The 24,354-nt window shown below is 62.4% G+C and carries 30 protein-coding genes; 25 read left to right on the top strand and 5 right to left on the bottom strand.

The window, feature by feature from the left end; translation table 11 throughout:
* Positions 1-51: 51 nt before the first annotated feature.
* The 5 genes from H7X45_RS06810 to H7X45_RS06790 form a co-directional block, all read right to left on the bottom strand.
* Complete coding sequence (locus H7X45_RS06810; RefSeq protein WP_187336743.1) at positions 52-345, bottom strand: hypothetical protein; 294 nt, start codon at positions 343-345, stop codon at positions 52-54.
* Positions 346-353: 8 nt separating this feature from the next.
* Entirely contained in the window at positions 354-632 is a 279-nt protein-coding gene (gene flgM / locus H7X45_RS06805) for a flagellar biosynthesis anti-sigma factor FlgM (protein WP_187336742.1), read from the bottom strand.
* A 96-nt stretch (positions 633-728) separates the two neighbouring features.
* Positions 729-1,253 carry a flagella basal body P-ring formation protein FlgA gene (locus tag H7X45_RS06800; RefSeq protein ID WP_187336741.1) on the bottom strand — a complete coding sequence of 175 codons (525 nt, stop codon included), beginning with the start codon at positions 1,251-1,253 and terminating at the stop codon, positions 729-731.
* Positions 1,254-1,316: 63 nt separating this feature from the next.
* On the bottom strand, positions 1,317-1,760 hold the full coding sequence (locus H7X45_RS06795) for a uroporphyrinogen-III synthase (RefSeq protein WP_187336740.1): 444 nt from the start codon (positions 1,758-1,760) through the stop codon (positions 1,317-1,319).
* A complete protein-coding gene (locus H7X45_RS06790) occupies positions 1,757-2,470 on the bottom strand; it encodes a MotA/TolQ/ExbB proton channel family protein (RefSeq protein WP_214645527.1) in 714 nt (237 codons plus the stop codon). The genes H7X45_RS06795 and H7X45_RS06790 overlap by 4 nt, the downstream gene beginning before the upstream one ends.
* A gap of 208 nt (positions 2,471-2,678) precedes the next feature.
* Between H7X45_RS06790 and flgB the strand changes: the two genes are divergently transcribed.
* The 25 genes from flgB (at position 2,679) to H7X45_RS06665 (ending at position 24,352) form a co-directional block, all read left to right on the top strand.
* Positions 2,679-3,029 carry a flagellar basal body rod protein FlgB gene (gene flgB, locus H7X45_RS06785; protein ID WP_187336738.1) on the top strand — a complete coding sequence of 117 codons (351 nt, stop codon included), beginning with the start codon at positions 2,679-2,681 and terminating at the stop codon, positions 3,027-3,029.
* 15 nt (positions 3,030-3,044) lie between these two features.
* A complete protein-coding gene (gene flgC, locus H7X45_RS06780; RefSeq protein WP_187337029.1) occupies positions 3,045-3,437 on the top strand; it encodes a flagellar basal body rod protein FlgC in 393 nt (130 codons plus the stop codon).
* A gap of 47 nt (positions 3,438-3,484) precedes the next feature.
* Positions 3,485-4,084: a flagellar hook assembly protein FlgD gene (locus H7X45_RS06775; RefSeq protein ID WP_187336737.1), complete on the top strand. Its 600-nt coding sequence runs from the start codon at positions 3,485-3,487 to the stop codon at positions 4,082-4,084.
* 51 nt (positions 4,085-4,135) lie between these two features.
* The gene (locus H7X45_RS06770; RefSeq protein ID WP_187336736.1) at positions 4,136-4,966 is read left to right on the top strand and encodes a flagellar hook-basal body complex protein; all 831 of its coding nucleotides are present in this window, start codon (positions 4,136-4,138) and stop codon (positions 4,964-4,966) included.
* A 42-nt stretch (positions 4,967-5,008) separates the two neighbouring features.
* Positions 5,009-5,752, top strand: coding sequence for a flagellar basal body rod protein FlgF (locus H7X45_RS06765; RefSeq protein WP_187336735.1), 744 nt, complete (start codon positions 5,009-5,011; stop codon positions 5,750-5,752).
* A gap of 52 nt (positions 5,753-5,804) precedes the next feature.
* Positions 5,805-6,593: a flagellar basal-body rod protein FlgG gene (gene flgG, locus H7X45_RS06760; RefSeq protein WP_187336734.1), complete on the top strand. Its 789-nt coding sequence runs from the start codon at positions 5,805-5,807 to the stop codon at positions 6,591-6,593.
* A 14-nt stretch (positions 6,594-6,607) separates the two neighbouring features.
* Entirely contained in the window at positions 6,608-7,276 is a 669-nt protein-coding gene (locus H7X45_RS06755) for a flagellar basal body L-ring protein FlgH (protein ID WP_187336733.1), read from the top strand.
* Positions 7,276-8,388, top strand: a complete 1,113-nt coding sequence (locus H7X45_RS06750) for a flagellar basal body P-ring protein FlgI (protein ID WP_187336732.1) — start codon at positions 7,276-7,278, stop codon at positions 8,386-8,388. The genes H7X45_RS06755 and H7X45_RS06750 overlap by 1 nt, the downstream gene beginning before the upstream one ends.
* Positions 8,385-8,681 carry a rod-binding protein gene (locus H7X45_RS15225; protein WP_246449783.1) on the top strand — a complete coding sequence of 99 codons (297 nt, stop codon included), beginning with the start codon at positions 8,385-8,387 and terminating at the stop codon, positions 8,679-8,681. The genes H7X45_RS06750 and H7X45_RS15225 overlap by 4 nt, the downstream gene beginning before the upstream one ends.
* Positions 8,678-10,009, top strand: a complete 1,332-nt coding sequence (locus H7X45_RS06740) for a flagellar hook-associated protein FlgK (RefSeq protein ID WP_187336731.1) — start codon at positions 8,678-8,680, stop codon at positions 10,007-10,009. Before H7X45_RS15225 ends, H7X45_RS06740 begins: the two co-directional genes overlap by 4 nt.
* Positions 10,010-10,045: 36 nt before the next feature.
* The gene (locus tag H7X45_RS06735) at positions 10,046-10,894 is read left to right on the top strand and encodes a flagellin (RefSeq protein ID WP_187336730.1); all 849 of its coding nucleotides are present in this window, start codon (positions 10,046-10,048) and stop codon (positions 10,892-10,894) included.
* Positions 10,895-11,028: 134 nt separating this feature from the next.
* Entirely contained in the window at positions 11,029-11,892 is an 864-nt protein-coding gene (gene motA, locus H7X45_RS06730) for a flagellar motor stator protein MotA (protein ID WP_187336729.1), read from the top strand.
* A gap of 4 nt (positions 11,893-11,896) precedes the next feature.
* The gene (locus H7X45_RS06725) at positions 11,897-12,820 is read left to right on the top strand and encodes a flagellar motor protein MotB (protein ID WP_187336728.1); all 924 of its coding nucleotides are present in this window, start codon (positions 11,897-11,899) and stop codon (positions 12,818-12,820) included.
* 111 nt (positions 12,821-12,931) lie between these two features.
* Entirely contained in the window at positions 12,932-14,350 is a 1,419-nt protein-coding gene (locus H7X45_RS06720; RefSeq protein WP_343061128.1) for a methyl-accepting chemotaxis protein, read from the top strand.
* Positions 14,351-14,605: 255 nt separating this feature from the next.
* On the top strand, positions 14,606-16,018 hold the full coding sequence (locus tag H7X45_RS06715; protein ID WP_187336727.1) for a methyl-accepting chemotaxis protein: 1,413 nt from the start codon (positions 14,606-14,608) through the stop codon (positions 16,016-16,018).
* Positions 16,019-16,057: 39 nt separating this feature from the next.
* A complete protein-coding gene (locus H7X45_RS06710) occupies positions 16,058-16,342 on the top strand; it encodes an STAS domain-containing protein (RefSeq protein WP_187336726.1) in 285 nt (94 codons plus the stop codon).
* On the top strand, positions 16,339-18,636 hold the full coding sequence (locus tag H7X45_RS06705) for a chemotaxis protein CheA (protein WP_187336725.1): 2,298 nt from the start codon (positions 16,339-16,341) through the stop codon (positions 18,634-18,636). The genes H7X45_RS06710 and H7X45_RS06705 overlap by 4 nt, the downstream gene beginning before the upstream one ends.
* The gene (locus H7X45_RS06700; protein WP_187336724.1) at positions 18,633-19,499 is read left to right on the top strand and encodes a CheR family methyltransferase; all 867 of its coding nucleotides are present in this window, start codon (positions 18,633-18,635) and stop codon (positions 19,497-19,499) included. Before H7X45_RS06705 ends, H7X45_RS06700 begins: the two co-directional genes overlap by 4 nt.
* Positions 19,496-20,509: a protein-glutamate methylesterase/protein-glutamine glutaminase gene (locus tag H7X45_RS06695; RefSeq protein WP_187336723.1), complete on the top strand. Its 1,014-nt coding sequence runs from the start codon at positions 19,496-19,498 to the stop codon at positions 20,507-20,509. The genes H7X45_RS06700 and H7X45_RS06695 overlap by 4 nt, the downstream gene beginning before the upstream one ends.
* Complete coding sequence (locus H7X45_RS06690; RefSeq protein ID WP_187336722.1) at positions 20,506-21,057, top strand: chemotaxis protein CheD; 552 nt, start codon at positions 20,506-20,508, stop codon at positions 21,055-21,057. Before H7X45_RS06695 ends, H7X45_RS06690 begins: the two co-directional genes overlap by 4 nt.
* A gap of 24 nt (positions 21,058-21,081) precedes the next feature.
* The gene (locus H7X45_RS06685; protein ID WP_187336721.1) at positions 21,082-21,444 is read left to right on the top strand and encodes a response regulator; all 363 of its coding nucleotides are present in this window, start codon (positions 21,082-21,084) and stop codon (positions 21,442-21,444) included.
* A 23-nt stretch (positions 21,445-21,467) separates the two neighbouring features.
* A complete protein-coding gene (locus H7X45_RS06680; RefSeq protein WP_187336720.1) occupies positions 21,468-21,917 on the top strand; it encodes a chemotaxis protein CheW in 450 nt (149 codons plus the stop codon).
* A gap of 5 nt (positions 21,918-21,922) precedes the next feature.
* Entirely contained in the window at positions 21,923-22,924 is a 1,002-nt protein-coding gene (locus H7X45_RS06675; RefSeq protein WP_187336719.1) for a chemotaxis protein CheB, read from the top strand.
* On the top strand, positions 22,921-23,253 hold the full coding sequence (locus H7X45_RS06670; RefSeq protein WP_246449780.1) for a hypothetical protein: 333 nt from the start codon (positions 22,921-22,923) through the stop codon (positions 23,251-23,253). The genes H7X45_RS06675 and H7X45_RS06670 overlap by 4 nt, the downstream gene beginning before the upstream one ends.
* Positions 23,254-23,338: 85 nt before the next feature.
* The gene (locus tag H7X45_RS06665; protein ID WP_187336718.1) at positions 23,339-24,352 is read left to right on the top strand and encodes a polyprenyl synthetase family protein; all 1,014 of its coding nucleotides are present in this window, start codon (positions 23,339-23,341) and stop codon (positions 24,350-24,352) included.
* Positions 24,353-24,354 lie beyond the last annotated feature (2 nt).

Below are 24,354 nucleotides of genomic sequence, written 5' to 3'. Positions count from 1 at the left end.
ACGACAAAAGGCCGCGCAAGGCGGCCCCGATATTCGTGATAAAACTGTCGGTCAGGCGGCGCGGGGGCCGTAGCGCAAGCGCCGATCTTCGTGGCCGAGCAGCTCAAGCTTCTGACGCGTATGATCGGTCAGCATGCGCAGCCGCAAGGCAGCGGCGTGGGATAGCTTGTCGATCCGCTCAAACGCTTCGCGCGTGTCGTTGTCGGCATAGATCGCCGGCAGATCACGCAATTCATCGATCAGCGTGGAAAGTTCGCCCGTGGCGGTCATGATGTCCTGCGCGTCACCGGCGTCGAGCGCGGCGATCAGACGTTCTTGCGCGGTCTGGATCGAAAGGATCGGCATATGCCGCGTCAGCCTTCGCTATAGAGGTCGAGCGCGATCATTTTCTGCGCAAGCTTTTGCGGATCGACGATGTAGCTTCCCTCCGCGATGGCGGCGCGGATTTCGGCGATCTTGGCCTGATCGACGGGCGCGCCTTCGCTGGCGATCGTCGCTGCGTCGGATTGACGCACCGAAGTCTCGTTGCTGGCGGGGCGGCCCGCGCCGATGGAAGAAACCGCCTTGGCACTGCCGCCTCGCAATGCCGCCGTGGAAACGGGGCTGTAGCCGGTGGTACGATCGAGTTTCATGATAACCTCTTTCAGTGTCTCGGTACCGGTAACGGCAGCTGAGGTTGGACTTTAAGAAAAACTTTAAAAAAAATTCGGCGCTCGCGGAAGCGGGGCTCAGCTGCCCGGAACCGACACCTCGCCGATATCGACGACACGCGCCAGAATGGGCTTGGCCATCCGGTCCGCGCGGACCGAGATCATGTCGCCGATCTTGCCGTTCTTGTCTGCTATCATGGTGCGGGAAATAGCGAAGCCGGCGCCCTCTACGGTGAGCCGGACGGCCTGGCCGCGGCTGACGGCGTCTTCTTCCTTCACCCTTACGGCAGGCGATGCTGCGGAGCTGCGCGTCGCTGCGTCGAGCTTCAGCGGTACCCGGATCGACCAGCCGACAGGCTCGCAGCGGACGATCGCGGCGCCGAGTACGGGGCCGGATACGGCAGGTGCCTCCGGGCAGGCTTTCAGCTTCAGACGGCGGTCGACCGGCGCGCGTGCACCGCCCGGCTCACCAATTTCGGCGCCCATATGGGCGGCCACCGCCACGTCGAGATCGGTCAGATTCTGGAAGCCGGCGGCTGCGGCCGGTGCAATGGCTATTGCAGCGGCGGCGGCGATTGCGGTCGGAAGAAGGGCAGGGCGCATGGGTTCGAATCCTCGGATCGAAAAGACTGTCGGTCATTCCAAAGCAAGGGGCATGCCAAAATTTCAGCCGCTAATCGTGACGGTGATTCCTTCTGCACCGCCAGCATGAGGCGGGACGGTCGGATCAATATGATCGGACGGTACGCCGCCGCGTTCGAGCGCGTACATGATCGCGGCGGTCCGCGCGGCGGCCTGTTCCCAGCCGTCGAGACGTGCATTGCCGTGACGATCGTCGATTGCAACCCGAACGGAAACGCGCTGCCCGCCGGCGGTGCGCGCCATGTTCCGCACCCAGCTGTCGCCCTGTACCGAAAGGCGTGCCTCGCCCGGTTCGAACAGGCGGCCGATAGCGACGGTCACGCTGTTGCCGCGTTCCATATCCTCGCGCCTGCTCACCAGAGGATGGTCGACGAGTTCGCGCTGGTGCAGTTCGCCGATCAGCGCGACGGAACCGAGCAGGATCAGCGACAGGTCAATAAATCCGACCATGGAGCGTTTCGATGTCATGGAGTGGCCGCTTCCTTTGGCTGGAGCGTATCGGGCGGATCGCCCAGGATTGGCACCACAGGCCGCCGCGGCGCGCGATCGGGATATTCGGCGCGGGCCAGCGCAAGCATGCGATCGCTGATTTCGGTCTGCCAGGCCGCCTCGCGCCCGCCCAGCATTTGGAGGCGGCGCGCGATCGGTCCGGCGATCAGATGCGCAAAGGCAAGGCCGTACAGGCTGGTAAGCAGGCATAGTGCCATCGCAGTGCCAAGGCCCTCGACGCTCTCCATGCGCCCGAACATCTCGACCAGGCCGATGACGGTGCCGAGCATGCCGAGCGCGGGCGCCGCATCGGCGATATCCTCCCACATCTGAACCGCGACCGCGCGCGCCGCGTTGCGCGTGGCGCTGTCCTGCGTGACGATATGGGCGAACGCCGCGAAGTCCGGCGCATCGGACATCTCACTGGCGAGCTTGGCGGTATAGGCGCAGGCCAAAGCCGGCCTGTCGGCGCAGCTCACCCCGCGGCGGCGGACGATGTCTTCCACGATAACGCTGGAAAGCCGCGCCTGTTCGCCCGCGTCCGCGGTTCGGTGAAGCGATAGCGATGTCGCAAAACCAATCATGATGCCGCGAATGCCGTTCTGCACCAGCGCGACCAGCAGGCAGCCGAGGCCGACCAGCAGAAGCGCGCCCGGATCCAGGAAGCGGGCCCATTGGATCGACATCATATTGCGGTCCTCACTCACCCGGCAAAAACTTGCCGGGCGGCAAAATGCTGCCGCCCGGATGGCAATGGCCCCCCCAAACCGCTCGAAAACAGATCAAAGCCGCTCAGGCGCGTGTTTGGCACGCCCTTTGCTTAGTCATGCTCGGCAGTCCGATCGCCACAGGTCGTCAACGGCAGATGGCGAGCGGGATTAAGCAGGAAATGATATTATGGCAGACAAAATTTTCGGCATTCACGGGGACGCGCTTCAGCTGCGATCGCAGCGGCTGTCGATGCTGGCTTCCAATATCGCGAACGCCGCCACGCCCGGCTACAAGGCCCGCGACCTCGATTTCGAGAAGGCGATGAGCCAGGTCCGCAAAAGCGGATCGGATGCCACGCAGGCGATGGAAGGCAATGCCGGCTACCGCGTCCCGCTGCAGACCTCGCTCGACGGCAACACGGTCGAGCTTTCCACCGAACAGACGCTCTTCGCCGAGAACGCGGTCGGCTATTCGACCACGCTCTCTTTCCTAGAGGCGCGCGTGAACACGCTCACCCGCGCGATCCGAGGAGAATAACCCATGCCCGGACCGATGAATATCTTCGACATATCCGGCCGCGCGATGTCCGCGCAGCTGACGCGCATGAACACCACCGCGTCCAACCTCGCCAATGCGCGCACCGTCTATAAGAGCGCCGAGGAAGCTTACCGTGCGATCAAGCCGGTGTTTCGCACGGCAACCGGCGGAGACGGCATCGCCACGGTGGATGTCGAGAAGGTGGTGAAGTCCAACACCGAACCGCGCATGCGGCACGATCCCACCAATCCGCTGGCCGATGCCGACGGCAATGTGTGGGACGCCGGCGTCGACGAGGCGGCCGAGTTGATCGATATGATCGAGACCGCCCGTCAGTATCAGAACAATGTGCAGGTGATGCAGACCGCCAAGTCGCTGATCCTCGATACCGTGAAGATGGGCCAATGAGTACGATCGATAACACGCTCCCCGCCAGCCTGACGCGGGCGCAGCCGATGAACGCCACCGGCGGCGGCACGCTCGATCAAAGCAGCTTCCTGAAGCTGATGACCGCGCAGATCAAATTCCAGGATCCGTTCAAGCCGGTCGATAACCAGCAGATGGTCGCGCAAATGGCGCAGTTTTCCAGTGTTGCGGGCATCGCCGAGATGAATCAATCGTTGAAAAATATTTCCGAGGCGTTCTCCACGTCGCGGCTGTCCGAGGCGTCGCAGTTCATCGGCAAGAATGTGCTCGCCAAAGGCGATGTTGCAGCGATGGATGCAAACGGCCTGTATCGCGGCGAGGTCGTGCTTCCCGGCAGCGCCGATCGTCTCACGATCGAGCTGGTGGACGCCGATGGCCGCGTGGTGGATTCCAGCACGAGCGGTTCTCTCGAGGCCGGCCCTGTGCCTTTCGCTTTCAAGAGCGTGGACGAGAACGGCCAGCCTCTGAACCGCGGCAATCTGAAGGTGCGGGTATCCGGTGCCATCCCGTCTTCAACATCAACTTGGCTGCCCGTGTCGGCAGTCGGCGTCTCGAAAAGCGGATCAGGCGCAATTTTGAAAACCCCCGCCGGTCAAATCGATGTCGCCGACGTCCGCGGCGTAGGCTGACGCGATCGAAAACTTTTCCAAACAGAAATACCCCCAAGGAGAATAGCTCTCATGTCCTTCCTTACCTCGCTCAGCGGCCTGAAAGCGGCACAGTCCGATCTTTCGGTGGTCTCGAACAATATCGCCAACAGCAGCTCGACTGGTTTCAAGAAGAGCCGCGCGCAGTTCGGTGACCTGTTCGCCGCATCGCCGACGCAGACCACGAAGATGATTGCCGGTCAGGGCGTGCAGCTGCAGGGTATTACCCAGCAGTTTACCCAGGGCACCCTGGAATCGACCGATCGCACGCTGGATTTGGCTGTCGCCGGTGACGGGTTCTTCACCGTCAAAAGCCCCGCCACGAGCGGAGCGATCACCTACACTCGAAATGGGTCGTTCAGCGTGAACAACCAACGTGAGGTGGTCGATTCCACAGGTAACATCGTGCAGCTGCTGCCCGTGGATGCTGATGGCATCATCACGTCCAGCGACAGCGCCGACATGGTCAATCTCGTCCTGCCGGACACCGACCCCAATGATGCCAACGCGGTGCTGGCCAATATTGCGGTCGGTAGCAATGGTGTGATCACGGCCACCTACTCGAACGGCAACCAGCAGCCATTGGGTGCGCTCGCGATGGCGAGCTTCGACGCGGTTGAGAACCTGCGCCCAGTGGGCGATGCACATTGGCAAGCGACCGGACTTTCCGGAACTGCAAAGCTATCGCAGGCCGGCACCGGTCCGCTCGGCACGGTGCGCTCCGGTTCGCTTGAGACGGCGAACATCGACATCACCGAAGAGCTCGTCTCGCTCATCGCCGCACAGCGCAACTTCCAGGCGAACGCGCAGGCGATCGAGACGGCCAACAACATGACGCAGACGATCGTCAACCTGCAGGTCTGATCGGCCTGACGGTTAAGTAGCTGGTTTTGTAGGAGTAAACCCATGGACCGGATGATCCATCTCAGCCTTCGCGCCATGCAGGGGGTGATGAATCGCCAGACCGCGATCGCGCATAACATGGCGAACGCGGACACGACCGGCTTTCGCGCCGAGATCGTGAGCGCCCAGGCGCAATATCTCCATGGGGAGGGCCTGCAAAGCCGGGCGAGCCCGAACGAATATGTGCTGACGGCCGATCTCAACCCCGGCGCAGTGGAACAGACCGGCCGCCCGCTCGACATCGCAATGAACGGGCAGACCATGCTCGCCGTGCAGGCACCCAATGGGGATGAAGGTTACACCCGCCGCGGCGATCTGATGATGAACGAGACCGGCCTGCTCACGACGGGCGATGGCTTCCCGGTGCTGGGGGAGGGCGGCCCGCTGATCGTGCCGCCCGCCGACAGCATCCAGATCGCCGAAGACGGCGGCGTATGGGTGGTGCCCAAGGGGGGCGATCCCAACCAGCCGCAGCAGATCGATCGCCTGCGCCTCGTCAATCCGAAAGGCAGCGAGGTGGTTAAAGCGGAGGATACCCTCTTCCGGGTTAAGAACGGCGGCGCTCTGCCGTCTGATCCTGATGCAAGGCTGCAAAGCGGCGCGCTGGAAGGATCGAACGTCAACATGACCCAGGCTCTGGTCGATATGATCGAAACGAGCCGCGCTTACGAAGCGCAGGTCAAGCTGATGCAGAGCGCCAAGGAAATGGACGATGGCGGCGCCAGCGTCATGCAGCTGCCGCGCTGATCCGCGGCACGATTATTCGCCGCGATAAGCGGCGCGAACGGAGACTGAGTAAATGAGCAATTCAGCCTTGCAGGTCGCCCGCACCGGGCTCGACGCACAGAACACCAAGATGCGCGTGATCGCCAACAACCTGGCGAACGTGAACACCACCGGCTTCAAGCGGGACCGCGCGCAGTTCGAGACGCTGGCTTATCAGCAGGTCGTCCAGAAGGGCGCGGCGGCGGACCAGCAGAACAAGTTCGCCACCGGCCTGTCGCTCGGCACGGGTGTGGCGGTCGCGGGAACCGCGCGCATCGATACGCAAGGGTCGCTTCAGACCACCGGCAATTCGATGGACATCGCGATCCAGGGGTCGGGCTATTTCCAGGTGCAGATGCCCGACGGTTCCACCGCTTATACCCGCGCGGGCGATTTCAGCATCACCGCTGAGGGCGCGATGGTGACCTCGGAAGGTCTGCCGCTGCAGCCACAGATCCAGGTGCCGCAGGGCGCCACCGCGATCACCATCGGCGCAGACGGCACGGTTTCCGCGACGCTTGCCGGGCAGGCTGAGCCCAGCGAACTGGGTCGGATCGAGATCAGCAATTTCATCAATTCGGCCGGTCTCGAATCGATCGGCAACAATCTTCTGAAGGAAACCGCAGCCAGCGGCGCGCCGATTACGGGCGCGGCAGGCGAGGAAGGGCGGGGCGTTCTGCGCCAGGGCATGCTCGAGGGATCGAACGTCAACATTGTCGAGGAGCTTGTTGACATGATCGAAACCCAAAGGGCGTACGAAGTGAACTCCAAGATGATCAAGGCGACGGACGAAATGCTCCAGTTCGCCAATCAGCAGCTGTGAAGGTGATGACGAAAATGAAGAACATGCTCGTCCTTTTCGCCGCTGCGCCGCTACTCTCGGCCTGTTTCGCCAGTCAGCAGGCACGGCCCGATCCGGCCTATGCCGCCACGCTTGCACCCCCGCCGGTGCCGCAGCCGGTCGCCGCGTCGAACGGCTCCATCTTTCAGGCAGCGAACGGCTATGCCGCGCTCACCAGCGGCGCGCGCGCCGCTCGGATCGGGGATCTTCTCACAATCGCGCTGGTCGAACGCACCCAGGCGGTGAAAACCAACAGCGCGAATGTGGATCGCAATGGCAGTTTCGGCATCACGCCGCCCGCCACCGGCCCGTTCGCTTTGTTCGATCCGAGTGATGTCAGCGTTTCCGGGGGCACCAAATTCAAGGGCGGTGGTAGCGCGCAGCAGAGCAACGCGCTGACCGGACAGATCAGCGTGACCGTGGCGGAAATCTTTCCCAACGGCACCATGCTGGTGCGCGGCGAGAAGCTGATCCGTCTGAACCGCGGCGACGAATTTGTCCGCTTCAGCGGCCTGGTTCGCATGGCCGATATCGGCCCGGAAAATGTCGTGCCCTCCACCCGCGTTGCGCAGGCCCATATCGATTATAGCGGCAAGGGCGAAATCGCCCAAGCCAGCAAGCAGGGCTGGCTGCAGCGCTTCTTCAACATTGTGAGCCCGTTCTGATGAACCGTTTTGCAAACCTCATCGCCCGCATCGGCCTGATTCTTTCGGCTGCGCTTCTGGCGGCCGCTCCGGCATCGGCGGACCGGATCAAGGATCTCGGCAGCTTCCAGGGTCTGCGCTCAAACCAGCTGACCGGCTACGGAATCGTGGTCGGCCTGGCCGGCACAGGTGATGACAGCCTGGAATATGCCACTGTCGCCATGAAGGGCGTCACCACGCGCTTCGGCTTGACGCTGCCACCGGGCATCAATCCGGCCACCAAGAACGCCGCTGCCGTCATGGTCACCGCCGATCTTCCGGCGATGGCCAAGCCTGGCCAGCGCATTGATGTGACCGTGTCGGCGATCGGCAAGGCAAAGTCTCTGCGCGGCGGCACGCTCATCATGATGCCGCTCTTAGGCGCCGACGGACAGATCTACGCCATGGCGCAAGGTAATCTCGCGGTTGGCGGCCTGGGCGTGGAGGGACGCGACGGCTCGACCACCACGGTGAACATTCCGTCCGTAGGCCGCATCGCCGGCGGTGCATCGGTCGAGCGTGCGGTGGCGACCGGGTTCGAGCAGAGCCCGTTCCTGACCTTCAACCTTGCCGAGGCCGATCTTACCACCGCGCTGCGCGTTGCAGATGCCATCAACGGTCAGGTCGGTGAGGATCTGGCAACCGCCAGCGATGCCGTTTCCATTGCGATCCGCGCGCCGCTCGATCCTCAGTCGCGGGTCATGCTGATGGGCGCGATCGAGAATATGGAAGTAACGCCCGCCGAAGCGCCCGCCCGCGTCATCGTGAACGCGCGCACCGGCACCGTCGTCATCAACGGCGCGGTGCGGATCAGCCCGGCCGCGGTCAGCCACGGCTCGCTCACGGTCCGTGTGCAGGAAAGCCCGGTCGTCGTGCAGCCCGAACCGTTCAGCCGCGGCCGTACCGCGGTAGAACCGCGCAGCGACATTGCCATCAGCGAAGAACCGGCGAGTGCCTTTATCACCCGCGGGGCTTCGCTCTCCGAGATCGTTCAGTCGATCAACGCGATCGGCGCCTCTCCCAGCGATCTTCTGGCCATCCTCGATGCGCTGAAACAGGCCGGCGCGCTGAAAGCGGAGCTTGTAATTCTGTGACCGATATCACCGCCTCGACTGCCCTGATCAGCGCCGTTTCCGGCACCAGCCCCTCCGCCCCCGCCAAGTCTGGCAAGCATGAGGAGCTGGAAGCCGCCGCGAAGGCGTTCGAGTCGGTATTCCTGCGTCAGATGCTGGGTTCGATGCGCAGCGCCGGGCTCGCCGATGATCTGTTCGGCAATCAGGCAACAGAGCAATTTCGCGACATGCAGGACTCCAAACTGGCCGATTCCATGGCCGGTGACTTCGGCATCGCGGATCTTCTGCTGAAGCAGTTCGAGGGTAAGATATGAGCGGGCTTTTTTCCATCGGCCGGTCTGCGCTGCGCGGTTATACTGCGGCGCTCGACACCGTGTCCCAGAACATCGCCAATTCGGAAAACGGCGACTACGTCCGCCGCGCCGTACGCCTGGGCGACGCCACCATCACCGGATCGCTGAACCCGCTCTACTCCGTGCAGAGCGGGCTGAACGGCGTAGCGGTCGGCGAAATTGCCCGCTCGGGTGACGAATTTCTGGAAGCCTCCGTCCGCATGAGCGGCGCTGCGCTGGTGCGCGCCGAAACCGCAACCAGCTGGCTCGGCGCCATCGAGTCCGGGCTCGACAATGCCGGCGAACATGTCGGCAAGCGGCTGACCGAATTCTACACCCGCGCGCAGGAGCTTTCCGCGGTTCCCTTCGACAGTGCGCTTCGCGTCACCTTCATCAACGAGATCAACAGCACCGCCGAAACCTTCCGCCGCACTGCCGATACCATGAACCTGACCAAGGATCAGATCGGCTCGCGCGCTTTGTCCGAAGTCAACGGCATGACGCAGAGCCTTGAGGCGCTGGCGAGCATCAATCTGGATTTGCGGCGCACGCAGCCCGGCACGCAGGCCCATGCCGGCCTGCTCGACAATCGCGACTCCGTGCTCGCCGTTCTGAGCGAGCGGCTGGATGTGAAAATCTCACTCGGCGATAATGGCATCGCCACCGTCAGCTATGCCGATATGGAAATCGCCGGCATCGCCACATCGGCCAAGCTCACCATGGTCGATCGGCCCGATGGCAGCTTCCGCATCGATGTAAACGGGCAAGAGGGCAAGGTTCCGGCCAATGGCATGTTGGCCGGCCTCAGCCGCACGCGCAGCGCCGTGACGACCGAACTGGCCCAACTCGACCAGCTGGCCGAGGATTTTGCGACGCAGGTGAACAGCTGGCATGCCGGAGGGGTGACGGATGCAGGAGCGGCCGGAAAGCAGCTCGTGACCACCGGGGGCGGCGCGGCCGGGATCCAGCTGATCGCCACGAAGCCGGAAGAACTCGCGGTGGCGGACAGCACCGGCAAGCCCAACGGCAATCTCGTGGCGCTGGCTGGTCTGCGAACCAGCGGTGGTATCGAACAGAACTGGAACCAGCTGATCGCGGGGCATTCCAATCTGGTGCTCGCCGCACAGAACGAGCAGGCCGCCGCCACCGCGCTGGACCGCAACTCGCGCAGCCGCCGCGATGATGTGGCGCGCGTCGACCTGGACCGCGAGACTGCCGATCTCATCCGATTGCAGCAGTCTTATGATGCCGCCAGCCGAGTCATCCAGGTCGCGCGAGAAACCACCCAGTCGATCCTGTCTATCTTCTGACCGGCGCGTCTTTCGCGCGCATAAGGAACCAAGCTTATGGTCCAGTCCATCAATCGCAATCGTCCGCGGGACGCGGTGCAGGCCCAGCTCAATCTGGGCAAGGCGATCGCCGAGCAGCAGGAGGCTATTTCCAGCGGCAAGCGGCTGGTGCTTCCTTCGGACGATCCGCAGGGCTGGCTGGAACTCTCGCTCATCGCGCGACAGCAGACAGACGAGGCGGCGTCCACGGCCAATATTGGACGTGCCGAAACCCGCGCCGTTCAGGCGGAATCGAGCATGAACGAGATCGCAGCGGGCCTTACGCGCGCAAAAGAACTGATCGTGCTTTCGAACAATGATTCGGTCAGCGCCGTGGACCGGGAGGGCATTGCGATCGAGCTGGAAGGCATCCGGGCCAACTTCCGGGATATCCTCGACCAGGGCGATCCGTTCGGGGGCAAGTTGTTCGGGACGATCGCGATTGAAGTTCCGATCGGCGGGACCCGCAATGTCGTCGCTTCCCCGACCTATGCCCGTATCGCGGAAAACATTCCGGACGGAAGCGGCGGTACGACATCGATCGAACAGCTGTTTCAGGATGCGATCGATGCGATGCGCACCGGCACGCAGCCGGAACGCGAAGGCATGCTACGCCCGGTCGACAAGGTCATCGATCACATGACCCAGATGCTGACCGAGCAGGGCGTCGTGAAGGGCCGTCTCAACAGCGCGCGCGAGCAATATTCGGAAAGCCGCATCGTTCTCGCCAGTCGCCGCAAGGAGATTGAGGAGGTCGATGTCAGCGAAGCGATCACCCGTCTCCAGGCGCTCCAGGTTTCGCTGGAGGCGGCACAAGCGGTGTATGCGAAAATCGAGCAGAGATCGCTGATGGATTATCTCCGCTAATCGCCGCCCGCGGTCTGAAAACAGCCTTAATGGAAGGACGCGGTGGCCGTTAACCTAGTCGACCCGGCTGCCGTTCAGCCGATCACTGCCGGACGGATCATCCGTTCCCGGCGATCTACAGGGATTTATCCGTCATGATGGTTGCAATCGGTCTCGTCATTCTTCTGGTTATGGTGTTCGGAGGGTTCATCATTTCCGGTGGTGATATCGGCGCCGTGCTTCATGCGCTCCCCATCGAAATGATGGTGATCGGCGGGGCGGCGGTGGCCGCAATCGTGATCGGCAATAGCGGGCCGGACCTGAAAGCGCTCGGCGGCGGCTTCGCCAAGGTCTTCAAGGGGCCGAAATACAAGCGGCAGGATTATCTGGATTGCATCTTCCTGTGCGGAAAGCTGACGAAGATGATGCGTTCCGAAGGGCCGGTGGCCCTGGAGCCGCATGTCGAAGATCCCCAGAATAGCGCAGTTTTTGCTGAGTTCCCGCGTTTGCTTGCGGACAAGACATTGGTGGCGCTGATTTGCGATAGCCTGCGCCTCGTGGTGGTGTCTTCGGGCGACCTCGATCCTCATTCGGTCGAGGATGTGGTCGATCAGCATCTGAAATCGCATCATCATGAAGCGATGGGCCCTGCGAACAATCTGCAGTGGCTGGCCGACGCGTTGCCCGCGCTCGGCATCGTTGCCGCCGTGCTCGGCGTCGTGAAGACGATGGGTGCGATCGATCAGCCGCCGGAAGTTCTGGGCGAGATGATCGGCTCGGCGCTGGTCGGCACCTTTCTCGGCGTGCTTCTGGCTTACGGCATCGTCGGCCCGATCGCGAACCGGGTGAAAGCGATCATCGAGGAAGATCACAAAATCTACGAGACCGCCAAGCAGATCATCGTTGCCACCTTGCACGGCCATCCGCAGCCGCTGGTGATCGAGGCCGCACGTTCGGGCCTGAACCACGCCAACCAGCCCAGCTTCGCCGATGTGTTCGACGGCCTGAGGGCGCGCTGAGGCCATGGCTAGCGCTCCCAAAGGGGACAATCTGCGCCCCATCATCATCAAGAAAATCATCGAGGATGGCCATGGCGGCCATCATGGCGGCGCGTGGAAGGTGGCCTATGCCGACTTCGTGACGGCGATGATGGCGTTCTTCCTGCTGATGTGGCTGCTTGGCGCGACGGATGAGGACCAGCGCAAGGCCATCGCGGACTACTTCGCACCCACGCTGGTGGAAATGAAACAGGGCAGCGCCGGCTCCAATGGTTTGTTCGGCGGCGAATCCGTCGTTTCGCGCGATGATTATCCCCATGCGCCGGGCCAGACCGGAACCCGCACGTTGACCATCCCCAAGGATGCCACCGGAAGCCGCGACGGCGCGGACCTTGCCTTGCGCAAGGAGGAGCAGAAACGCTTCGACGCGATCGAGAAGGAAATCCGCAAGCGGCTCCAGGAAAAGGCAGAGCTGCGCAACCTGTCCGAAAACATCAAGTTCATCCGGACGACGGAGGGGCTACGGATCGAGGTTGTCGATGCCGCGGACTTTGCCATGTTCCAGCTTTCGAGCAATCGGCTGGTTCCCCGCGCTGCCAAGCTATTGCAAGAAGTGGCGGGCGCGATCCGTGACCTACCGAACGCCATCGCCGTGCGCGGCCATACGGACAGTCTGCCTTATGCATCGGGCAAGACAATGAACAATTGGCTACTCTCCGCGGCACGTGCCGAAGCAACCCGGCAGGGCCTGCTTTCCGGCGGACTGAAGGAGGACCGTTTCGACAAGATCGAGGGTGTGTCGGACCGGCAGCCCTACAACGCAGGCGACGCAGCGGACCCGCGCAACCGGCGCATGTCGATTACGCTCTTGACCCAGGCCAGCAGCGGGCGTGCGATTAGTGAAGAAGTCGCCGAAGGGCTTTCGTCTTCCAGCATACGCTCAAAGTAATCCTTCAGGAATTACTTCGTCGTTTACCTGCTATTTACCACCTTGTCCTATCCAGTACTCCAGTTCCGTGCATTGGCTTTGCAAGAAATTCTAGCCATTGCCGAGAGTTGAGTGGGGGAATTGATGATAAGCTGGTTTAAAGAAAAAGCGCCGATCAGGAGGAAGTTTACTGTCCTTCTTTGTATCCACGGCGTCTTGGCTGCGATAGTCGCCGGTGCTGTTTTCGCTTCCATGCAGGCCTGGATTTCGCCGGTTGCTGCGTTCGGCGTCGCGATCGGAAGTTTGATCGCTCATATCGCCGTGGTCCTGGTCGCGAAGAAACTGATCTGCGATCCGTTTGTGGAGACGGTCGTGCGTATGGAGGGGCTTGCCGACGGTGATCTCGCCAGTCCGGTCTTGCACACGCAGCATGCCGACTGTGTGGGACGCTTGACCCAGGCCATGGACGTCTTCCGCGCCAATGCCGAGAAAGTACAAGACGCTACCGAGATTGAGCAGGTTGTCAGCGTGCTCAGCGACGGTTTGCACAAGCTGGCCGACGGCAACCTCAGCTACCGCATCGAAGACGCGTTCCCTGGCGTTTATGAAGAACTGCGCACCAACTTCAATCAGGCTTTGATTTCGATGTCCGAAGTCATCTCGGCCGTGGTTGGATCGGCCGCCAACATCAATAATGGCGCCGCTGATATCCGGCACGCTTCGGACGATCTTTCGCAGCGCACGGAGCAACAGGCTGCGAGCCTTGAGGAAACCGCCGCGGCGATGGATCAGATCACCTCGACCGTACGCGAATCCGCTCAAGACGCCAAACGCGCCAATGAGGTGGTGGGTGCCACATGGACCGAAGCCGAAGAATCGGGCCATATCGTGCATCGTGCGGTCGAAGCGATGAACGGAATTGAACGCGCCTCCGCCGAAATCAACGACATCATTTCGGTGATCGACGGGATTGCCTTTCAGACCAACCTACTGGCTCTGAACGCAGGGGTTGAGGCAGCACGCGCTGGCGACGCGGGCAAGGGCTTTGCCGTGGTGGCATCCGAAGTGCGCGCCTTGGCGCAGCGCTCGGCAGACGCTGCGAAGGATGTGAAATCGAAAATCACCGCTTCCACCGAGCAGGTCGATTCCGGAGTGGCGCTTGTCAGCGAGACGGGTGCCTCGCTTGAGCGGATTATCGGCCGGATCAAGGAGGTCAGCGATCTGGTTTCTTCGATCTCGACATCGGCTGAGCAGCAAGCCAACGGCCTTCAGCAGGTCAATACCGCCGTTTCTGAAATGGACGGCGTGACGCAGCAGAACGCCGCCATGGTCGAGCAAGCCACCGCAGCGGCCAGAAGTCTGGCAGAGGAAGCGGACTCGCTTGCCCGCCAGGTTGCAGGGTTCCAGATCGAAACGAAGCCAGAACGCAGCGCGCCGTCTCCGGTGCATGCGCTTCAGGATCGGGCCGCCCGCCAGATGGCAAAGCCGGCGCTGACGGCGCGTGTCGTCGGGAACACTGCTTTGGCGCAGGACGACTGGTCCGAATTCTAACCGCCCAAAATGACCCACAGTCCTTCGCCTGTGTGCCCTATAACCAGAGAACGCAAATGAGGGTTAATGCTTCGAACGGAAGGATCGAAGGAAGACTGAATTACCCCCCAGCAATGCCTAATTAGTATCACATCGTACATAAAATGTAACGTAAACGGTTTGTTTACGCGTCGGTCATATCGAGGTCTCCGATGTGGGGGGAAAGTTGTCGCAAACATCAAATTTGCGGGAGCACGGCAATAGAGGGATAATACCATGCTGCGCTGGTTTAAAGAAACAGCACCCATCCGGACAAAATTCAACGCACTATTCTGGGTGCATACCGCGATTACGGCTTTCGTCGCGGCAACCGCATTCGGCATCGAATTCGGCTGGATCTCAGGAGAAGTGATGCTGGGCATCGCGTTTCTTGCAGTCATTGCGCAAGCGATCGTGGTCTTAGTATCCAAAAAAGCGATCTGCGATCCTTACGTCGAGACCGTGGAACGCATGGAATCCCTTGCCGCCGGTGATCTCTCAAGTCCGATCGCTCATCAAGAGCATCAGGACTGCGTCGGTCGCATGACTCGGGCGATGAATGTCTTCCGTCTGAATGGCGAAAAGATTCAGACATCCAATGAGGCTCAGGAGCAGGTTGTCGACGCTCTCAGCGACGGTCTGCGCAAGCTGTCCGACAGCGACCTGACTTACCGCATCGAAACGCCGTTTCCTGAAGGCTATGATCAGCTGCGGAACTATTACAACGAGGCGCTGCAGTCGCTTACCGAAGTCATATCCGCGGTCATCGACGCTGCCAGCAGCATCAACAACGGTTCCGCCGATATCCGTCAGGCATCGGACGATCTGTCCCAGCGCACCGAACAGCAGGCCGCCAGCCTGGAGGAGACGGCCGCCGCCATGGATCAGATCACTTCCACGGTCCGCGAGGCGGCGCAGGATGCCACCCGGGCCAATCAGGTGGTTATCGAAACGCGCTCGGAGGCCGAACAGTCCGGCGACGTCGTGCAGCGCGCCGTAGAGGCCATGAACGGGATCGAGCGCTCTTCCGCGGAAATCAGCGAGATCATTTCGGTAATCGACGGTATCGCCTTCCAAACCAACCTGCTCGCATTGAACGCCGGCGTTGAAGCGGCGCGTGCCGGCGATGCGGGCAAGGGCTTTGCCGTGGTCGCATCCGAGGTTCGGGCCTTGGCGCAGCGCTCTGCGGATGCAGCCAAGGATGTGAAGTCGAAGATCACGGCGTCCACGGGGCAGGTGGATGCAGGCGTGCAACTGGTTAGCGAGACCGGTGCATCGCTGGAACGTATCATCAACCGGATCAAGGAGGTCAGCACCCTCGTCTCCTCGATCTCGACCTCCGCAGAACAGCAGGCCAATGGTTTGCAGCAGGTGAACACCGCCGTGTCCGAAATGGACGGCGTGACGCAGCAGAACGCAGCCATGGTGGAAGAAGCGACGGCAGCTGCCCGCAGCCTGGCCGAAGAGGCAGATGTGCTTGCCCGTCAGGTTTCGCAGTTCCGGGTTTCTGGCTCTGCTCAGCGCAGCCCTGCCGCATCTCCTGTGCACCAGTTGCAGGCGCGTGCGGCCCGTCAGATGGCCCAGCCGGCCGTAACGGCCCGGGTCGCCGGTAACACGGCCCTGGCCGACGACGACTGGTCCGAGTTCTGATCGCCGATTTTTCCATGTAGTCTCCCAAGGGACAGTACCATGAACCAACCGCTCCCAGCCACATTGAACAGCGCCGCATCAGGTTTGCTACGCTGCAGCTTGAGGCAGGCCATCGGAAATGCCCAGCCGGTCATACTTTTGGCCGATCAGGTAGAGCAGATCGGTCTGGCGGGCCTGCAGGTCCTGCTTGCCGCGCGCAAGGCGGCTGGAGATGCGCGGGTGGAATTTCGCATCGATCAGCCAAGCGATGCGATGGTGAACATGGTCAAACTTTCCGGTCTGGACGTCTTGCTAGAACCTGCTGAAGAAGAGGCGAGCGCGTGAATATCGAGGAAATCCAGGCCATCTTCTTCCAGGAATGCGAAGAAGGACTGAACGAGATGGAAACGGCGTTCGCCGAAATTCGTCCCGACAGCTACGATGTTGAAACGATCAACACCGTGTTCAGGGCCGTGCATTCGATCAAGGGCGGGGCAGGGGCCTTCGGGCATGAGCGTCTGCAGGCGTTCACCCACGAATATGAGACCCTGCTGGACTATCTGCGCAACGGCACGCTGTCCCTGGACCAGTCCGTACTCGATACTGTCCTCGCGGCGTTCGATTTATTGTCGGATCATGTCGCTGCGGCACGGGATGGCCAGGAGGCACCTGCCGACGGGCCGATGCTCGAACGCCTCAAGCAGGCGGCGGATGTCAACGCGGCGGCAGCCGAGGCTCCTGCCGAGCCTGAGGCCGCTCAAGCCGAAGTGGCCCAGGAAGCGCCCGCTGCTGATGATGATTTCGATGATTTGATGGCGATGCTGGGCGGCCCCGCGTCCGCACCGGAAGAAGCCGCCTCCGACGAAGCGCCGATCGAGCCGATAACGGCTGAGCTGAACGATGCGTCGACAGCCGAGGTTGCGGGAGAGGCGGACTGGCGACTTTCGATGCGCCCCGCGCCGAACGCATTCGACAATGGCGGCGAACCGCTTTTGTTGCTGCGCGAGCTGGAGCGCCTGGGTGCGAAACTGCACGCAGTCGATCTGTCCGCCCTTCCGTCGCTGGACGCGATGGATGCCGAATGCTCCTATCTTGCCTGGCACCTGAACATTCCCGGTGCTCTTTCGGAAGACGAGATCGTGGGCGTGTTCGATTTCACCGATGGCTATGGGCTGGAACTCCAGCGGATCGGTGAGATTTCGGACGATGCTGCAGCGCCCGAGGCGGACGTGGCTCTCCCTCCTGCCGCACAAGATGCTCCGGCGCCCGCTCCGGCACCCGTAGCGGCCCCGGTGGCCGCCCCGGCACCGGTGCAGCCCGCACCGGCGTTGCAGGCGGTTCCGCCCGCTCCCGTTCCCGCGCCCACCTCGGCACCTGCGCCAAGCCAAGCGCCAGCGCCCGCCGCCGCTGCGGCGCCGAGCGCGGCGGCTGCTCCTGCTCCCAGCGCACCCAAGGTGGCGGCTTCGCAGACCATTCGTGTGGACTTCGACCGGCTCGACAGGCTGGTCAATCTGGTCGGCGAGCTTGTGATCACGCAGGCCATGCTGACCCAGCGCCTCAGCGATTATGATCTGAACGGCATCGGCGAACTCAGCGATCTCGATCATCTGACGCGCGAGCTTCAGGAATCGACGATGGCGCTGCGCGCCCAGCCCATGCAGACGGTGTTCAGCCGCGTGCCACGGATCATCCGCGAACTGGAGGGCGAGACCGGCAAGCGCGTGCGCCTCGAGATCGAGGGCGAGATGACGGAAGTCGACAAGACGGTTGTCGAGCGTATCGGCGAACCGCTAACCCACCTGATCCGCAACGCCGTGGACCACGGCCTGGAAAGCCCGGAAAAGCGCGTCGCCGCCGGCAAGTCGGCTGAAGGTGTCGTTCGGCTTTCGGCCGCGCACCAGTCCGGCCGGATCGTCATCACCGTCGCGGACGACGGCGCCGGTATCAACCGCGATCGGGTGCGGCAGCGCGCTGTCGAACGCGGTATCGTCGCGCCGGATGCGGCACTGAGCAATGAGGAGATCGACAATCTGATCTTCGCACCGGGCTTCTCGACCGCCGAGACCGTGTCCAACATTTCGGGACGCGGTGTCGGCATGGACGTCGTGCGCCGGAACATTCAGGCGCTGGGCGGCCGCATCGGCATCCAGTCCAACGAGGGTACCGGATCCAGCTTCTCGCTCAGCCTTCCGCTCACGCTCGCCGTGCTTGACGGCATGATCGTGAAGGTCGGCGCACAGACATTCGTGATCCCGCTAACTCATATCGTCGAGAGCCTGCGCCCGGAAGAGCGTGCCGTGAACGGCATCGGTCTGGACGCCGCGCTGCTGGACGTACGCGGACAGCATGTTCCGCTGCTGCGTGTGGCCCGCCAGCTGGGCATTCCCGATGGCGAAACCGATCCGCGCAGCGGCGTGCTGATTGTGGTTGACGGCGATCACGGCCCTGCCGCCCTGATGGTCGATTCCATCCAGGATCAGCGCCAGGTTGTCGTGAAGAGCCTTGAGGCGAACTACCGCGCCATCGACGGGCTGGCCGGCGCGACGATCCTGGGCGATGGCCGCGTGGCCCTGATCCTGGATATCGACACCTTGACGGCCCGCCGCCCCGGGGCCGTGCCCATGGAACTGGCCGCGTGAACGCGCTCGCTGCCATCAGCACGGATAGCAGACGGCGGGAGTTCAAGTTCAGCCTGGAGGATCATCGTGCGATCTCCAAGCTCGCCTATAAGATCGCGGGCATTCTGCTGCCCGACAGCAAGGCGCAGATGGTCTACGGACGCCTTGCGCCGCGAGTGCGGGCGAACGGTCTTCAGTCGGTCTCAGACTATCTGAAGCTGATTGAACGTGATGAAACCGAGCGCGACCGTGCGATCGATATGCTCACGACGAACCACACCAGTTTCTTCCGTGAGAAGCACCATTTCGAACATTTCTCAGCGGAAGTGTGGCCCACGCTACTTGAACGGTTGCGGGCGGGCAAACGCGTTCGCCTGTGGTCGGCTGCCTGTTCCAGCGGGGAAGAGCCCTATACCTGGATGATGGCGATGCTGGGCGCGCAGCGCGCCGAGGCGGAGCGTATCCTGCAACTGGACCTGCGGATGCTGGCCACCGATCTTTCGGCCAGCGTGCTCGATGTCGCGCGCGCCGGAATCTATCCGCACGAAACAGTCAAACCCGTCCCCGAGCCGCTGGCCAAAAGCTGGCTGCAAAAAGCGGGGGATTCCATGCAGGTCGATCCCGCGCTGCGCGCGCCGATTTCCTTCCTTCCGCTCAATCTGCTTGGCGAATGGCCGATGCGCAGCAAGTTCGATGTGATCTGCTGCCGCAATGTGATGATCTACTTCGATGGTCCCACCAAGGCACGGCTGCAGGCCCGCATGGCGGATCAGCTGGAGCAGGGGGGAACGCTCTATATCGGGCATTCCGAACGGCTCGACGAGATCGTGGCCAGTCGCTTCGAATGCGTCGGCAACACCACTTATCGGAAAATTGCGCCATGACCGTACGTGCAGTCGTTATCGACGACTCCTTTGTCATGCGCAGCCTGGTCTCGCATACGCTGCAGCAGGACCCGGAGATCGAGGTGGTCGGTACGGCCTGCGACGTTACGTCCGCCCGCCAGATCATCAAGAGTCTGGATCCGGATGTGATTACGCTCGACGTGGAAATGCCGGGCATGGACGGCATCAACTTTCTGGAGCGACTGATGCGGCTGCGGCCGATGCCGGTGGTGATGCTGTCCACGCTCACTTCGCGCGGTGCGGACGCCACCCTGGCAGCTCTGGAGCTGGGCGCATTCGACTGTGTCGACAAGGCAATCCTGAGCGACACCGGCAGCACCAGCCTGGCCGATACGGTGAAGGCTGCGGCCTCTTCACGGCGGCTTGCAAGCAGCGTCCAGAAACCCGCGCAGGTGGGCGACACGTTCCGTCCGCGGTCCGACGCGTTGATCGCGATCGGGGCTTCCACGGGCGGCGTCGAGGCGCTGATCGAGCTGCTGCGCGGCTTCCCCGAAAATTGCCCGCCGACGATGATCGTGCAGCACATGCCCGCCACGTTCACGGCAAGCTTCGCCGCCCGGCTGGATCGGCTGTCCAAGCCCAAGGTGGAAGAAGCCAGGGCCGGGTCACCATTGACGACCGGCAAGGTTTATCTGGCGCCCGGCGGCGAAAATCATCTGGAGATCGCCGGCGTGCCGGGGCGTTTCCATTGCCGTCTGGTGCAGGGAGACCGGGTGAGCGGTCACCGCCCGTCGGTCGACCGATTGTTCTCTTCCGTGGCGCGCCACGCCGGTGCCGCCGCGACGGGCGCCATTCTCACCGGAATGGGCGCGGATGGCGCCGTTGGGCTAAAGGCGATGCGCGATGCCGGGTCGGCCACGGTCGGCCAGGATCAGGCCACCTCGGTGGTCTACGGCATGCCCGCTGAGGCCCATCGCATGGGGGCCGTCACCATGCAGCTTTCGCTGAATAGAATTGCAGCGCAGCTGATGAAGGAATGTTCGGCATGACGAGCGGCGCTGAAACATCCTTTCGGTCCGTGAACGTATCGCAGGGAGAAACCCGCGTTTCCCGCGATCCCGAAATCGTGCTCACGACGTTGCTGGGAAGCTGCGTCGCGGCCTGTCTTTACGATCCGTTCGCGCGGGTGGGCGGGATCAACCATTATCTGCTGGCACACGGCAAGGTCGAAAACGCGGCGTCGATGCAGCGTTATGGTGTGCATGCCATGGAAATGCTGATCAACGAAATGATGGCCCATGGCGCCATGCGCAGCCGTATGAAGGCCCGGATTTTCGGCGGTGCCACGATGAACGCGCATTACAGCGATATCGGCGGGGACAATATCGCCTTCGCCCGCGCTTTTTTGAAGGCCGAAGGTATTCCGCTGGTGGGCGAAGATGTGGGCGGCAGTGCGGCGAGGCGCGTCCAGTTCCGCGCTGCTCTGGGCCTCGCGCGATGTCGCAAGGTTGAGGATGTCCAGCTTTCTCGCGTTGCAGCGCAAGTCCCCACTCCACCCGCAAAGCCGGTTTCCATCGGCGATGTCGAACTTTTCTGATGAATGCCGTCAAGGAGCTAGCCCGTGCAGAAGTCCATTCTAACCGTCGATGATTCGCCCAGCATGCGCATGCTGCTGCGCGCTGCGCTTGACGATCTCGGCTATCATGTGATCGAAGCCGAAGATGGCATCGACGCTCTGGAAAAGCTGGGCAGCATTAAGCCGGACGTCATGATCACCGATATCAACATGCCGCGCCTAGACGGTTTCGGGCTGATCGAGCGCGTGCGCGGCGAAGGCGAGCGGGAAATGCCCATTCTGGTGCTGACCACCGAAAGCTCCGACGAGAAGAAACAGCGCGCGCGCAATGCCGGTGCCACCGGCTGGATCGTCAAGCCGTTCGATCCCGAAAAGCTGGCCTCCGCGCTTCGCCGCGTGATGCATTGAGCCGATTGAAGAGGACATCTAAAATGAGCCGCCAACTTATCACCTTTCAGCTGAGCGATCAGGTGCTCGGTATCGATATCATGGCCATTCGGGAAATCCGCGCATGGTCGCCCGCAACGCCGCTTCCCAACGTTCCGGAATATGTCCGCGGCGTGGTAAATCTTCGCGGCGTCGTACTGCCGGTGCTGGACCTGCGCCATCGGCTGAACTGGGGCACGACCGATACCACCGCGCGCCATGTGATCATCGTCGTCCAGATCGGCGAGCAGCTGCAGGGCATCATCGTCGATGCGGTTAACGACATCGTTACCGTTAGCGAGGATGGTCTGCAGCCATTGCCCAACATGGGCGACACCATCGCCGCCAGGTTCCTCGAAGGTCTCGTCAACATCGACGAACGTCTGATCCTCGTATTGTCGCTCGAGCGTCTCGTCGAGCAATTGCCGCACGGTGCGGCATCCCATCCGGAGTAAGTTTCATGGCCCGCACCAAAGTCCTTGTCGTCGACGACTCGCTTACCATGCGCGCGCTTTTGTGCGGCGCGCTGGAGCGTGTGCCGGGCGTGGAGATTGTCGGGCTGGCGGACGGCGCTGCCGAAGCCCGTGAGATGGTTCAGTCGCTCAAGCCGGAAGTGATGACGCTCGATATCGAGATGCCCGGAATGAGCGGCCTCGAATATCTGAAGGAGATCATGGAGAACAAGCCGATGCCGGTGATCATGTTCTCCACCCGCACGACCGATGGCGCATCCGAATCGATCGAGGCCCTGCGCCTCGGTGCGGTCGCCTGTCTGCCCAAGCCCAAGGTTGCCGCCCCCAAGGAGTTGGATGCGATCATCGCCAAACTGGGCAAGATCATCGGCACTGCGAAGAACGCACGGCTGCCCACCGTGGGCGGTGCGAAAAGCACGGGCAAATCCGCACCCATCAACTGGAACGGCCGCCTGACGGTTGTCGGTGCCGATGCATCGGGCACGCAGTCGCTATTCAACCTGTTCGAGCAGATGCCCGAAGACTGCCCGCCCATGCTGGTCGTACAGCATCTGGAGCCGGGGATGGTGCAGGGCATGGCGGAGAAGCTCGACAGCCAGATCGCGCCGCGTGTCCTGGTTGCCGATGCCGATATGCCGATTGAAAAAGGAACGATCTATTTTGCACCGCAGGGAGAGGCCCACATGGTCGTTTCAGCTTGGCCCGATGGGCAGTTGAAACTGCTGCCGCGCGATCCCGTGGCTGGCGAGCGCCCGTCCATTTCGCTGCTCTTTGCGTCAGCCGCCAAGGCTGCCACGGTCGATACCGTGGGTCTGTTGCTGTCCGACAGCGATGACGCCAAAGGCGGCGCGAACGCGATCTCGGGCGTGCGCGGACATTGCATCTCGGCCAATGCGGGCGGCGGATACACGCTGGAACGCGGCTTTGCATCGCAGGAAGTCAAGCCCGCGGACCTGACCAAAACGCTGATCGGACTGCTATCCAAATGAGCTATATGGAACCCATTAGGGCAGAACCTAGCTCCGAAGATGCGCTGCTCGATATCGTGCTGGCGGAGGAGCTGGTGAACATCACCCGGCTGCTCGGCAATCTGGCCTATGATTTGGGCAGCGATCCGGAAACCCTTCGGCGGCACATGAAGAGCTTGCAGAAGATCGATCACATCACACAGATGCAGCTCGCAATCGCCCAGATGCTGCGTTCGCGCGAACCGGCGAGCGAGCGGATCGCGGCGGTCACGCTGCAGGACATGGCGACCCGGCTTTCGGACATGCTGGAGAAACTGAAGGCAGGCGAAAGCCTCCTGCATATAGCTTGAACGACGCGGACATTGCCGGTGCGGTTCCGGAAAGGCGCGCGCCCTCTTGCGCAAGTGCGCGCAACTTGCCAAATCCCGTCCTGACATGGCCGCGAACGTTCATCTGCTGAAACCGGGCCGTGCGGCCTCCCTGGAACCGATGATGGCGCTTGTCGCCAGCGACATGAATCGCGTGAACAGCGTGATCCTGGATCGCATGCAATCGGACATTCCATTGATACCTGAACTGGCCGGCCACCTGATCGCGGGCGGCGGCAAGCGGCTGCGTCCCATGCTGACGCTCGCCTGCGCGGCGCTGCTCGATTATCCGGGGGACCGGCATCACAAGCTTGCCGCGTCGGTGGAGTTCATCCACACCGCGACGTTGCTGCACGACGACGTCGTTGACGGGTCGGACATGCGCCGGGGCAAGACCGCCGCGAACCTCATTTTCGGCAACCCGGCAGCCGTTTTGGTGGGCGACTTCCTGTTTTCGCGCAGTTTCGAACTGATGGTCGAGGATGGCTCGCTGAAAGTACTCAAGATCCTCAGCAATGCCTCTGCCGTCATCGCCGAGGGCGAGGTGGATCAGCTTACTGCGCAGCGCCAGCTGGCGACGAGTGAGGAGCATTATCTCGATATCATCGGCGCGAAGACGGCGGCGCTGTTCGCCGCCGCTTGCCGCATCGCCGCGGTGGTCGCCGAGCGCGACAACGCCGTGGAAGAGGCGCTGGATCGCTACGGCCGCAATCTCGGCGTCGCCTTTCAGCTGGTCGACGACGCGATCGATTACGCCTCGGACAGCGCAACAATGGGCAAGGGTGTCGGCGATGATTTCCGCGACGGAAAGATCACGCTTCCTGTCATCCTCGCCTTTGCGCGCGGTGACGCGGAAGAGCAGGCGTTCTGGCGTGAGGCGATGGCCGGACGGCGCGTGTCCGATGAGGATCTGGCGCACGCAACCCGGCTGATCGAACGGCACGATGCCATTTCGGACAGCATCGACCGGGCGCGCCATTACGGCCAGCGCGCGATCGATGCCATCGCGGCGTTCCCGGCAGGGCCGGCCAAATCGGCGCTCACCGAGGCGGTGGAGTTCGCGATCAGCCGCGCCTATTAGGC

The sequence above is a fragment of the Novosphingopyxis iocasae genome, from assembly GCF_014334095.1.
Classification (GTDB): Bacteria; Pseudomonadota; Alphaproteobacteria; order Sphingomonadales; family Sphingomonadaceae; genus Novosphingopyxis; species Novosphingopyxis iocasae.
This window is presented reverse-complemented; position numbering and strand designations above follow the sequence as displayed.